At 47.0% G+C, this 14,446-nt stretch carries 4 protein-coding genes; all 4 read right to left on the reverse strand.

Going from position 1 to position 14,446, the window contains the following annotated elements; translation table 11 throughout:
- Positions 1 to 8: 8 nt before the first annotated feature.
- The 4 genes from BM056_RS13855 to BM056_RS13870 are packed head-to-tail and all read right to left on the reverse strand — an operon-like array spanning position 9 to position 14,392.
- Positions 9 to 4,775 (reverse strand): hypothetical protein, encoded by a 4,767-nt coding sequence (locus BM056_RS13855; RefSeq protein ID WP_092472027.1) that lies wholly within the window; start codon positions 4,773 to 4,775, stop codon positions 9 to 11.
- Positions 4,776 to 4,792: 17 nt separating this feature from the next.
- Positions 4,793 to 7,594, reverse strand: a complete 2,802-nt coding sequence (locus BM056_RS13860) for a hypothetical protein (RefSeq protein WP_092472028.1) — start codon at positions 7,592 to 7,594, stop codon at positions 4,793 to 4,795.
- A 27-nt stretch (positions 7,595 to 7,621) separates the two neighbouring features.
- Positions 7,622 to 11,068 (reverse strand): DUF6603 domain-containing protein, encoded by a 3,447-nt coding sequence (locus BM056_RS13865; RefSeq protein ID WP_092472029.1) that lies wholly within the window; start codon positions 11,066 to 11,068, stop codon positions 7,622 to 7,624.
- Between the two features lie 3 nt (positions 11,069 to 11,071).
- Entirely contained in the window at positions 11,072 to 14,392 is a 3,321-nt protein-coding gene (locus tag BM056_RS13870; RefSeq protein ID WP_092472030.1) for a M23 family metallopeptidase, read from the reverse strand.
- Between the last annotated feature and the right edge of the window lie 54 nt (positions 14,393 to 14,446).

Below are 14,446 nucleotides of genomic sequence, written 5' to 3' on the forward strand. Positions count from 1 at the left end.
TCATTGCACTAATTTTTGGGCAGGTAGTGGAAGTTGCCGTCTATAACACCGTTAAACTGCTCATAGGACTGGTTGGGTATTTTAAAGCTTGAATGATATAAAAGGGCCGGTAGAAAATAGCCCAGACTGCTTCCCGCCATCTTCTCATTGGAAACGGAACGTATACGCATTAGATCAATGGTTTCGCCTATAATTCCGGCTATGTCTTCATTTTTCCATTGTTCAAGCCCCTGGGGGTCCACCCGGGGGGTGACGGCTATAAGGATAGCTTGGGGGGCCTGGGCTTTAGGGGTTTCATATTTAAACGAAACCGCGGTCGCCTCGGAGCCGGCCGGGATAAAATCCGTCCATTCGTCAATTAAGAAGCCGGTTATTATACAACCGTCATCTACATAAAAGCCCTCGGAGGGGAGAATATAGTGTAGATCTGTAAACCGCTGGGTCGGTATGGACAGCTGTCTTATCTCCGTAAGGCTAATCTGTTTTTCGATTAGCCCTGGGAAAATACGTTCCAGCAAATGATGATTGAACCACATAAGATTGTTCAAGGATAATTGTGCTATGCCGTTTTTAATGAGCATCATGGCATCGGAGTCCAGCTTGATATTCTTAAAGTATTTGGCCGCATAAAAATCCCTGGTGCCAAGGATAACGTTCAGGGCATCTATGATACTTTGTTGCGTAACATTGCTTATTCTTATAAACCCTGTATATGATAAAACCATTTTCCGGCACCCTTCATCCAACAAGCTCCATACCCGGGCCGCTTCGGGTGAGGCACCGGTCTGTGAGGCTTGCTTTAACTTTTCCATAAATAAATCCCATCTTTTGATACTGCTGTTTTGCAGGGGCAGCGCCCTTGCAAGTGCCTGGTACCTAGCCTCTTCAAGGCTCAAATGGATGCCCTCGTTGCTGTAGAGCTTTATCTCGTCGCTATCCAATAACTTCCGGGGAAATGCTTTTGCAGCCACCCACAGGTTTTTACGCACACCCCTGTATTTAACCAGCATGTCCCTGACCGGAACCGCCTTGTAATCCGGCCTGTCTGGTGCTATTTTTACGCCACCTTTTACCACAAAGGGCGGGTATACGGGCATGGATTCGCCACCGACGGCCTTTTGAATAGCCTGTGTGATATTTTTCATATACAGCGTTACCGCCGCAAGCTTGATTGCCCCTTCCTCATGCTGCAGGGGAAGCCACTTAATCCCCTGGGGGGTAATCACCTTTTTCATTAAACTTTTTGTGTCCAGGTTAATTTGCACTGCAATGGGTTCTTTACCTGGATGCTCAATTAATACTTCATTTGCTTTCAGGACTGCAATTTCTTTTTCTCTGCCGGCAAGTTTTTCGGCCAGGTAATGCAGCCCGGAGATGATTTCATCATTTGCTTCCCTTGAACTGCCCGGGGGTAGGGGTAGCAATGCTTCCTTGAAACCCAGACCGCTTATGTACATCAGCATATCCTTTAATACTACCATTACCCCGGGGTCGTTATCATCATTGCTGCTTAATAATTCCGCTGTGTATTCCAGGTTACCCCGGCACTGGTCATAAACCTCAAGCAGTCCGGTTAATCTTTGTTCCAGCAAAATACAAGTATCCAGTCTATGGCTGATAATATCGTTGCTATCTCGGTGTACTGCCGTACCGATGTATTCAGGTGCCAGTGGTTGGGCGCTCCTTAGGAATAACCTTACATAGGGCAATCTTTCCATTAAAACCAAGGCATGTACATCATATGCATAATCAAATGTTATAAATGCCCGCTGCTCAAACTCTTTATAACTGGGGGATTTGCAGAAATCATCACCTAAAAAAGACCACCGGCTGTCGCCCGCCGCAATTTGATTCCAGATATAAAACCTCGCCCGTGCCTCCAGTTCAGGAATCCCTCCCACCACCAGATCAATGGCTTCCATCTGGAGATCATCTTTGGGTTTAATGGCCAAAGTAACAGACTTTGAGTCATCATCCCGGGCTTCCCTCAGCTTAATCCCGGCATACACCGTGCAGTAGTTGAAGTCCTGGCGCAGTTCGCGACTGCAGAATTCAGCCACCAACGGCTCGGCCATAAAACGTGGTTTGGCAATCTTCTTTTCATCAATGTCCTCAAGTTTTATAGTCAAAGGATACATTAGCTTCTGGGCTTGGGGGTGACCCGACCTGATGGTGTCCATAACTTCCACCCGGGGAGGTGTATTATTGCCTTCTATTACATCCAGCCAGGCCGCAGCCCGGGCGGAGTTTCCTTTAACCGATTGATAGACTGTTTCCGCTATAAAAAGGTCTGACACCGCATCCCGGATTTGGCTTACTTCAGACTGAATAGCTTTGAGTTTGTCCCCTTCAGCCCGGGTAACATTTGGTTTACCCTCTTTATTGAACTCTATATTAAGGTCTGAAACCGGATCAGCGGCTGCTATAAATTTTTCTCCGTTGATCAAGTTTGCATTGCCCGGCGTATCACCCGGGTTTTGACCGGTAAAACGGTATATCTTCCTCAGGGGCAGAAGGTACCGGTCAAGATTTTTGTCATGCAGTTTTCTTTCCACCTGGTACCCCAAAAGCTCACCGGGGCGGTAGCCTTTTTGCAAACCTTCGGTAAACCAGACGGCCTTTTTTACACGGCTGGACGAAAGGTTGATCTGGAAAGTCGAATTATTGTTCGGATCATTGGACAATGCCGCGTTGCGCAGAATAGCACCGGAAATGGCCTGGTTTAAGCAAGGTGCCTGAAAGTAGCCGTCGGTTTGGTGAGCAGAGACCATATGCGAAGGTTTTTCCAGCCAACCATAAACCCCGACGATGTTTTTACTGCCGGACTGCCCGCAAGCCAGCATAGGATTCCTGGTTATTGTTTCATCATCCAGGCTGAGCTCGGTTAGCCTGATATTGGCCAGGGAGTTTATCCAGGCATCCAGCCTGCAACTGAGGCAATCCATTACTTCTTTTAGCAGCGTTGCTAGGGATGCGACAGGCAGGTCGCTTAAAAGTTTAAGCTCATCCAAAGCCTTTAAAGACATTGCTTTATACCCCTCAAAAGCCACCATCTTCTCCTCTTTGGCCAGCTTAGGGTCATTAATCACCTCAATAATATTGTTTTCCAAAATAATGGCCGAGTACTGGAGCATTCTTAAAAGCAGTGAAACAGAATCCGGCTGGGAGGAGATTTCCTTGCGAAGCTTGGTAATCACCTCACTGCTGGTACCGGGTCCATCTGCATAATCAGTTTTGGCAATACTATCAAAATAGCTCAAAGCTTTTGTACAGTCATTTTCAGCGGCCACAGGGCAGGTTACGGTGCTTAGATGATCGTGGAACCTGGGCGAGTAATGGTGCCTGGAGACATGCTGCAGATCAATTCTGTGCGGCACCGCATTGAGTTGGAGAGTTTTAACCAGCCTGTCATACTCCGAGGGTGGATCATCCTTTTCCAGGGCCAGGCCCATGAACCGTTCCTTAAAAATTGCACACACCCTGGCCATACCCTCTTCAAGGATTATTTTCTCCTTATCCTTTTCCTCACTGCTTTTCCATTCATTAAGACATGTTACCGGCAGTATCCCGTAAGGGTTTTGTCCAATCCGGACAGCGGGCACCAGGCCCCTGCCCAGTACCGACTTTTTAAAATGCTCGGATAAATACCTCCATTTGACGGGATGGCTGCGAAAGCTGACCACATCATGAACACCCTGATAATGCATATACATATCCCTGTAACCACGGGTAAACGGGTCCCAAAGAACCGATGCCATAGCCATCGCCGACCTTTGCTCTGTTAAGGCTGCGTTGCTGATGCCGGTAAAGATAGCTTCGGTTATTCCAAGGGCGCCGGCCAGTATTTGGCCTCCGGTTATTGCCCTGTTTTGGGGCAAATTATGATCCATTACCTCATCTGTCCCGGATAATTCATTTTCAATGCCGGTAAAGCCGGTTTTCCCGTTTTCAGTATTGTTTGTCGGGGTATCCTGCTGCAGAATGTCAAACCTGCCCGTTGCCTTATACCTGATGAGGAGTTCTTCCAGCACGGCATCATTATCGGCCGAGTCCTTCAGGCCAACGGCAATAAGCCAGTCTGCATCGCCCACCTGCCGGCACTTGGCGGTGCCCGCTATTTTTAAGCCCATACCTTTGGCGACGGCTTCTTCGAAGTCCACCATCCAGCGGGCATAAGGATGGTCGGGATCGGAAATGACCAGGTCTTCAGGTATTGGGTTTCCTTCGGCCAGAAACCTGAATTTCTCATCAAATGAAGCACCTTTTTCATGAAAGGTAAAAAGCTTGACGGTCCGGGGCAGGAGCTTGAGTTTTGATCCTACACTGATAAATTGCTTAAGGGCTTCATCTTTATCCCCAAGCTTGTTATGATCGATATCCGCTATGTATCTTGCCCTGGCGGCGCCCACCTTGCGGACAAATGAGGCCCAGGTCTGCTTAATAATTTCTTGGTCGGTTACGTTAGATATGGACTTTAAATATATCTCATAAGCAATCTCCTCATCACGGGTTATACCGCTTACCCCGGGAAATATCTGGCAGTCATCGGGATACCACCTTATCCATATCTCCTGCCTGTAAAAAGGTATCTTGATATCTTTACCTGCCAATGGGCCCTGGGGAGTGTTGATGACGGTGCCCGGTCTGTTGATGATAATATCGGGCCTGTCCAGGGGCGGCTTATGGGGCCGTATGATGTACCCTTTTTCCATATGGTCGTAGATTTCCAACCTCAATGGAAAAAGAACGGCAGGTTTGTTCTTGTTATATGACATGTTTATCCTCCTCCAGTTTAAGGAATCGGGTTTTGTGGATCGCGCACAAAGGCCTCGGCGTCAATAATAATCCGCACCGGCTTCTGGCAGGTAGTCCAGGCAGCGGCAGCCGAATCATTTCCCCAATGTGGTCCCGGCGGTTGGGTCACACTGGAATTAAGGCTGGTAAAATCCACCCACCCCGAGCTGTCCTTGACCACATGGTCCCACGAGAAACAGTCCCAGTCCTCCAGGGGCACGGGCGATGGGCTGCTTTCATCAAGCCCGAACCTGGGCAGGGAAGACGGTTCCATCAGCACAAAGTAATAGTCAAACCGGGGGTTGTTGATTATACTGTCAGGCGAAAAGGGGAAGAAAACGAAAATTGTATCATCACCCAAGTCAGCTTTCAAAACAGGTTGTATGACTTCAAAGTCGTCCGACATGGCATGCCCGCTGTTTATTTGACTGAAGATGGTATCCCACTGTGTATAGCCTTTGGTAACCTTCAAAGAAAACAGTATTGTTTGTGGGAAACGCCGGAATAAATCTGCCTTGATAACCAGAACCGCATTGTCTTTGGCAAAATCTCTTCTTCCGTGGGTCCCCAGCCCGCCGTCCCAGTCCCTGATGTTTTGTATATCATAGGGAGGATTTATAAATTCGGTGGGGTCCCAGAAATAGTTAAATATAGTACCTTTCCGGTCCACCGGGAATTCCCGCCAGACCAGCTCTTTAATCATTTCATGGTTCAGGCCCGCCATATACGCCTCAATGTAGGCGCTGTTTTGCTGCATGAGCACCACTGTACTTTTTTTCAGCTGTCCCAAATTGGGAACAAGGGCATCAATTGAGCGCTTCAACAGGTATTTGTACATAGGCCAATCTATTTTGGGGGTCTTTATAATCGGATTCAGGTTTACTATGGTTTCTCCGGGTATGCTGATTATTGAATTCAGCCGCTCCAGGTGACTGCCCTCTATATCAAAACGCCCGCGCAGGGAGTCACCTCCGGGCTGCTCGCCGGTAATACCGATATCAATTGGCTCAGTCCTGATGGTTTCGGGCTGCAAAGGAAAAATGCCGGGTCCTACCCATTCCTCCAGTTCATTGTAATAAGCCTGGATATCCTCCGCATTTAATTCTTTACCGGTCAGTAAAAAAGAATCTGCTATAGACCTGGCGATGGTCTTATCATTATCGGGGGTCCTTGGTTTTACCGGGCCGTTGGGGTCTTTGGACCAGGGCCGGAAAAAGTCTTCATCCTTCACATTTTTAATCCCCACCCGGCGGTTGATTATGGGCCTAAAGGCGTAGGATACACAACCGGGCGGCAGGCCTGATTCCGTGAACCTGGCCCGGAAGCTTTTTTCCCCCCGGTGGTTTTTGTGTATGTAGTGACTGTGAAACGGCTGGGAAATAAGGGTGAAACGGGCATTGCCCAACGGATCGGCATGTCTGGTCTTGAGGCTTTCAGCTATATGGGTGGCCGCTGAACAAAAGCGTAATACCTCATTGGCTTCACCAATCTCCCCGGTTGTTTCCCAGCACTCCCGGACAAACTCCTCCTGGTTTTCCTTGACCACGGATGTTCCCGTTGAGGCTGCCACCCTGTAGCTGCGGTCCAGATTAAGCTCGCTAAGCCAGTCTCTGCAGCTGTTCCAGGTACCATCGTCGCCGGGCTTGACCAGTTGCCTGACACCCTGGTAATATCTTCCGTAAACAGGTAAAGAGACCAGGGGATCTTTGGCCGCGTCGGCATCTATAACGGTATAATCATGTAAAGTTTCATTCATAACAGCTATAACTTTATCGGCAAATTCAACATTGGGGTAAGTAAGCCTGTGGGCGTCATAGTCGGGTGGAACAAGGGCCCCTTCGGTATAAAACAGGCCGTTAACAAAAGTAACTTTGTTTCCGTGTTCATCCATAAGAAACCCGGGGTCTCTGCCATCAGCCGGGTTTGTGCCTGTCCCCGGGGGAACCGCGCCTATTTCCAGTGCGTCGATAAGGGCTTCAAAGTCACCTTTTTCGGCGGTTTGGAAATCCCAGCGATAATAATACGGAAGCTCCACCACTTCATCCGCACCTGCCGTTGTTTTATTCCATGCCGGGGCATCGATATTGGAAATGCTGTTCCCCAGGGCCGCTTCACACCCCATTTTAAATACCGGTACGATAAATGCCGAGTATAAAGTGCACTCATCCAGCCGCCTCGGGCACATAACCCTGGAACAGGTAAGCTCGGGGTACTGGTCAATAAATTCACCCACCTTATTTTCATAAGCCATAAAGTCATTTTCACCGGCCTCTATATCACCGGAGAGCTGGACATGCGCCCAGGCCCATGCTTGTTCCAGATCGGGCAGCGCACTCAGTTTGGCTTTTATAACAGGCAAAGTTATCTCCCCGTCTTTGGGTTCTTCAAACTCACCGGCGCCCCTTTTCAGCACTATCAGGGCAATCCAGGGACGAATCTTTACCCTTGAGTTTCTGCCGGTGCCTGTGCTGTTGTCAGCTATACTGTCATCAAGGGAATAACGCCACGGAAAATCCGGGTCAGTGAACTCCACAAAGGGGAAATAGTTGGGCAGGAACTGGTTTTCACCTGCAAAAGGCTCTGTTCGCGCAATCATTTGCGGATTAAAACCCAGTACCTCTCCGGGGCCCTTTAATACCACCCTTTGCACATGGGTATCTCGGACGGACCCGTTACACAGGGTGTCTACCTGCAGACTGGTACAGCGCCGCTTTTCATTGGGCAATTTGTCTGCAGGTTTCGTCAAAGTGCCTATACCGCTTCTTAACCAGGGTAAAAAAGTAAGAGAGCTGTTGGACATGTTCTTTCTCTCCCATACTAAATATATTTAAACTGTTTTGGTACTGCTCAAAATCACCGCGTCAGTTTGCATACGGGACCTGACCTGGCCGGCCCGGGCATAGGTGAGATCAGTGGCTTTACCCTCCGGGGTTTGTGTACAAATGAATTTACCGTTTTCAGCCTCGGGCAGGACCACGGCAAATTTCTGTTCCCGGACCTTTATTTTGGACAGCCTGGCGGTAGAAGATTTAATCTTGGCCTGGTTATGGACGTTTCTTCCAGCCAGGCGCTGCCAGTTGGCCAGGGCTGCCGGTAATACGGCATCTTCTTTATTGCCGGCACTGAAAACCGGCCGGTAATCATTGTGGATTGCCGATCTTTCCTGCCGCTTTGTTTCATAGGTCACGGCCTTGCCGTAATGTATTACCCTGGCATTGGCAACGGGGATTTCAATCTTGCCACAGGAAAACTGAAGACCTGATTTCATCTTTTCAAAGGCGGGACGGGAAATTTTTTCCCGGTCGGATAAACACTCAAACTGGCCCGGAGCAAAAAAGTCTTCCACACCGCTTGATGCAATATTTCCGCCGGATTCCTGCAGGTCCAAATAGTTTTCATCTTCCGGCACCGCAGCCTCACCCATTTTCTCCAGTTCAAACAGCAGGGGAACGGACATCTGCCTGAAAACCAGCCCTCCCAGGGGGTCGACATATTGGTTGGCATCATTATCTTTCCGGAAGTTGAAGCGGTTTTGGGCCCAAAGTGGTGTGACGGTACTCCAATTTCCCGGTTTATCCAGTTCCCCGGCCAGGATTTGCAGCGGGAACAGGGTCTGTTGGGGCAGCTCGGGCATTTTTTCGCCAAAGGTTTTATCAAAATCCACCTCAACATCAAAGGACAATACCTCAAACTTGGCCCGGCCCCTGGCGCGGTAGTTGTTCGGGCCTGATAGGCGCAGGTCGAGAAATACCTCAAAAAGGGAATCCCCGTCACATTTCAAGGACACCCAGGATCTCATTTGGGTTTCAAAAGCAAAGGGATTGAATTCAAACAGGGCGTCAAAGGACAAATTACCGTCCAATTCGATCAGGCCAATAAGGGCAATGTCCTTTTGATAGTGGAACAACAGCTGCGAGCCGAATTGAACGGAGTTTTCCGTAGCCGCCAGGTAAAGGAAAAGGCCGATCCTGGGGTTATCTTCCCCGATGGTCACTGAAATGCGCCTGAGTGCGGGAAATCCTTGCGGGGCGCGATAGCCCGGGTAAAAACCCCCGGCGGAAAGGGCGAAACGAGGATTGTCCCCCCAGCCAGCACGAAGGGCGATATCACCCGACAGCGGCCAGGAAAGGAGTTTTGAAGCTTCAAGGGATGCATCTATGGAAACCATACTGTTTTCCAGGTCCAGGACGCCTAAAACCTGAAGCCTCAAGCATATCACGGTATTGTCGGGATTTGGCAGCTCACAGTGGGCAATACCCGCCAGCGCAACCCTTAAAAGGCTCAATGGTTTGCCGCATAGTTCCAGGAAGATGCCCACTTCAGCCGCCACCAGGGGTACGGCTCCACCCCAGCCCAGTTTTACCATCGCGCCGAAAACATAATGGTCGTCGGCGGGAGGGAAAAAGCTTTTGAGGTCGGAGATTATTTTTTGCGCGTTCTTAATCGGGTCGGGGGGGAAAAGCAGAGAATTCAGGGAATTTGTATACACTGCTCTTCTCAGCTCTTCGGCATTCATGGTACATCCGATGCCGATTGCCAGGCCGATGCCGGTGAGGATGAAACCCATACTGAGCTGAATGGGAGGAAACTCGGCCATGCCCAGCACTTTCAGGGAAAAGGTTTCACTGCCGTCGGGAAGTTTTGTAGTTAGTATGCCAATGGCGGTTACGGCTATTTTATCCTTAACGTCAACATACAGTATTCCGGCGTAATTGCCGTCCTTGATTTCAAGGTATCCTCCTCCGGCTATGGCTGCCGCATCAATGGACAGACCAATGCCACCGGGAAATTTAAAACCAAAGGACAAACCAAAGGGCCCCAACTTGTTTGCATCACCGGGAAGCAAGCCGTTTTCATCGGGGAAGGAAAGGGCGGTGGTAAAGCCAATGTCCACCACAACCAATTGTACGGGTCCAAGGGCGGCTTTAATATTCGACGAAAACTTGACCGGGAATGCTGTTTCCTCCGGTTCAAGTGCTATTGTCACGGTATTAATTTCAAATGGCCCCAAAGACTTGCGCAGGGGCAGTTCAATGGCTAAAGCGCCGCCTTTGATGGAGAACCCTTTTCGGGCGGAATAAACAAAACCCAAATCCAATTCTATGTTGAACTCCGGGCAGGGAATAACTTTTTTTATAAAACTATCGCCTTTGGTTAAATTAATTGCGATGCCGGATTTTTTTAATTCACTTGCGATGCTAAAATCCGATGTATCCCCTTTTTTCTCAACCAACAGCTTGGCGGAAAACCCGGTAATATAAAAATTGCTTTCACCTTCGGAGCCCAGGATATAAATTGTTTCAGCGGTTTTTTTATTTAAAGCGACGGAGAAACTAAAATCTGCCGCATCTGTGATACTGTCCAAACCCTGCAGGTAAATAAGCCTTAAGGGATTGTTGGGCTTAAGCTCCAAACCAGCTATGCCGTTACCAATTTCTAAATTACCTTCTACCTGCAATTCCCATGCTTCACCCAATTCAAATGCCAGATCGAACTTATTATAAGCAGAGGGATATATTAATAACCCGGCCTTTTTTACCGCTTCGCCTTCTATGGGTATGGGGCTGAAATTGATATTAACTTCTTGGTAGTTATCAGGGTAAATGCCCCTTTGCAGCAAAGGCATTTTTAGTTCGGGACGGCCTTCCACCTCATATATTCCACCGGCCAGGCCGTATGCATACAGCACCTGAAGTAGTCGATTAATAAATTCATTTCCATCAAACCCGGTTTCCCAGCTATAAGCCTGGTTGAACAATGATTTTTGATTGGTCACAATCAAGTGCAGCCTGCCCCAATGCACCATATGTATGGGATTTGATTCAATGATACCTAACACATGCAAAACTGCATACATCTTATACCGGTGTCTGAGCAGGTATTCACAAACCATAAAATCCATTGTTTTCTTAAGAATCATTTCCAAACTGGCGGTATTAGCGGAAAGTGCATTAACGGCGCTGACTATTTTGGGGATTTCCCTGTTTAATACCTGGATGAGATTATTACATTCGGGTAATATCCGTAATAAAAGCTTATCCATAGTTTGGTTTTCATTTTGTCCCTGCAGTGCATCTATTATCTCTTTGATGATATCTTGCAAAGAAGAAACAGCGTTTCCCAGACCATTGTAATCAATTGAATTAATGTAAGGAATATCGTAACCGATCTTATTGATGAAATAAGTGAAATCATCCGGCCGCTGCAATTTTTTCAGGGGTTCGAACAGATTGCCCAATTCTAATAAAATGGCGCTTGCACCTGATTTTTTCATGTTTTATTTCTCCTCAATATTAAAGCTTGTTCTGGGGTATGGGGATAAATTGTTTAACTCGTTTAAAGTATCGCTGTTATCTGCCGGCTCCCCAGTTAGATCGGCAAGATTAATATCAACATTATTTCTAACCCTGAAGTTTTGTATAGCATATTGCACATTGAGGCCCCACAAATTGGGATCTTCACTGTGTGGGGGTTGGGGTATGGGAGACTTATAGTTGTTGTTATTAAAGAGCATTAAAAGCTTTTGTTTTACCGTTAATTGATTGGGATTACCATTAAAAAGCCGGCATAAGTCATCCAACCTGTTCATGGTGGCGTCTCCGGCCACCGGCTCCGCCGTCATGTTGCCCACTTGAATATTGTTGATGACCCTGAATCGCTCTATGGCTTGTTGGGCTGCTTGATCCCAGTTGACCCCCGTGCCCGGATGCAGGTATTGTTCATTGTCTTGGATATGTAAAAAAATAAACAACAGCTGGGCTTTTATCCTGGCCACTCGATTATGATCCGCCCCGTAATCGCTTCTAATATACGGACAATGCAAATTCCTAAATGCCCAGCAATCCCTGTAAACAATATTGCTGATGGACGGGCGATTTGCTATTAACCTGATGCTGCAGCTCTTCCCTTCGTCTTGGTTATCCCCGCCCCTTCCTTCACAATCACAGGGAAACAACCGATGGCTGTTATTATTTAAAAAAAGATTGCTGTTTACATCATCGTTAATAAAAATGGAAAGGGGATTGGCAAAGCGGACAGTATATGAACCCCGGCATATTTCCAAATGCAGGTGCACCGGATAATTATGTCTGCCGGCATTACTGCCTCCGGTAAAAGTCCTCCCCACATAGCCGACAAATAATCCTGCCGGGACAATTGCATTAACAACAATATCGGCATTACGATGATTGTTAAATAAATGTGCCAACCGAAGCCTTTGATCATGTCGGTTTCTAATTATCAAAGTAATACCGTATCCATTGCTGGTAGTACTATATACCGCAACTACCCCTCCATTGGGAACAAAGACAGGGGATTGCCCTTCGATACCGTAATAATCAATACCATGATGCGGCCTGTTTCCCCTGGGGGGGATCCTCGGCGGATATGATTGTAGAGTTACTTGACTTGAATCATGCGCATTTATGGGATTGGGAAATACATCATTTGTGCCCCGGGGAATCAGCATCCCATAATCTCTTCCCCCGCCACTTCCTCCGCCGCTCCTCCAATTAGTCACCATGACCGGCAAATTGACGGCATCGCCGGGAATGGGCTCAAAAGTCCCTTCGGTTGTTCCTGTACCTGGATCAACTTTTCCCCTTATTCTATGGGTCGCAGTTGGTGGTAGCGGTGCCCAAACCGGCTGGCTCCATACCATGCCGAAAATCGTGAAATGGTAAGGATAATAGATGTCGTCTTGGAAATGAGATAATTGGGGGCCATTAATCCCGGTGAATGGACCGGTATCAGTTTTCAATTCAATTTCCAGGCAGACCTTTAAAAATGTTTCCGTGGTGGAGCCGCAGCATGCCACATGCCATCCAAAATGTCTACCATTAATATTTTCCTGCCAATCCACACTTTGGGCATTATTCCCACCCTGTTCCCCCACCCAATTAATTTGAAAATTGGTGGGCTTGATATCGATATCGGGTCTGGTAATTAAATGCTCATCTTCTAAAATAATCGGGAACTCAAAAAAGCCGATTTGCATTTTTAATTTCCTGTTTTCCATATATGCAATGGGTATCAGAATATTGAGGACTCCGTTTTCGTCCGACTCCAAGTGATTTGCAAACTCATCATAGACATATCTTAATAGGTTCTCCGGTGGATTATTGCCGGGTGTTACATCCGGGATTTCCCTTAAAAACCTATCGTTCTTATACCGGTTAAAAGCAGCTATTTCAATATTGTTAAAGTTGGCCTCATTGTTGCCGCAAGCATATCCGAAACTGCTCAGGGCGTTTTTGGCCCTGCGCAGCAAACCATAGTTATTATCAAGGTTATAACTATAGTAATTTTCAAAATTATAGGAAAGCGGTAAATACGAGGCGCAATCATCTTCAGGCAACAGGATAATCTGCTTGACCCTGGCCTTTTCTATGGGTCTACCGGATCTGATATCCACTAATTTTATTCTTACTACTTCATACCTGAACGGCATATCGCTTTGAAGAGACTCCATAATGTCAATCATGTATGGTGTCCAGGCAATATTAAAAATCTTCTTGGATTCCCTGCTGATATCTTTTGCAGGCAAATCCCTATGGACTCCCACATCGAGTTCGGTAACAATGGTTTCGGCCCAGACGGGGTTTTCGTTTACCTCTTCTAACGTTAAATCTCCCCACAATGCATCGTTGTCCTGTTTATGTTGTTCAGCTAGCTTGTGCAGAAGGGCATAACACAAATTAATACAGCTTTTTGGGAAACGCAGCATATTGTAAAGGCATGCCTTTTTTTCTACTGGCAGGGCATTGAAGCCATCGATGAGTACCGATTCATTTGTATTTTCGTCAATGTAACAAAACTCCAATAACGGGTCGTTTGTTGCAGAGGGATTATCGGAAAAGAAAGAGGCTGTTAAATGGGGCTTTAACCGGCAGATGCCCGTCCTTAAATAATCAGTATTACCGGGGTTCTGTTCCAGGTTAATTATGTCTTCCCATCTATAATTTCTGAAATAATTCATGTCGGGACCGATACTGGAGAGTGTATGCAATAAATAATGATAGATAATGGCTAATGTAATATTTAACGGGACCAGATTTGTGGCATCAGCACCCGGAATGAAATTAGATAAGTTCCTTTTTATAAATTGAGTTACTACAGGAGTGCCCATTTTGGCAATATTTCTATCGCCTGAAACAATTCTTGGCGGTGGAAAATTGGAGTCAAAGATTTTTATATTATGGTCCGAACTTATTGGGCTCAATGCTTCAACACCATTGTTTTTAGCCTGCACGGTTACTTCCATGCGGATGATATCCCGTACTGCCGTAATTTCTTTTAGTTTGGACAAGGATAAATCAAGGTAACCATTTTCAGTATCAGTAATTTGAAAGCCCCCGACGGTCTGCTCCGCGGTATAAAATACCACAGACCAATCGTAAGTAAAATCCGCTGCAATTAGATGATCAATAAACAAAGTATAACTATTTACAATGGCAGGGCCTGATAAGTCAATATGAAGACACTGATCCAATACACTAACTAGAGCAAAACGGTTGTCCTCACCAATACGGGCATAACCCAAGCCGGCGGCATTGGCAATGCCGCCGGGTATATATTTTTCCGTATTCCTGACTACCATAACATCTCTTCCCTTTAGTTCTTGTATATTCGTTACCTGTTCTTTTAGGCAACT

This window comes from Desulfotruncus arcticus DSM 17038 (assembly GCF_900113335.1).
In the GTDB taxonomy this organism is placed as follows: domain Bacteria; phylum Bacillota; class Desulfotomaculia; order Desulfotomaculales; family Desulfallaceae; genus Desulfotruncus; species Desulfotruncus arcticus.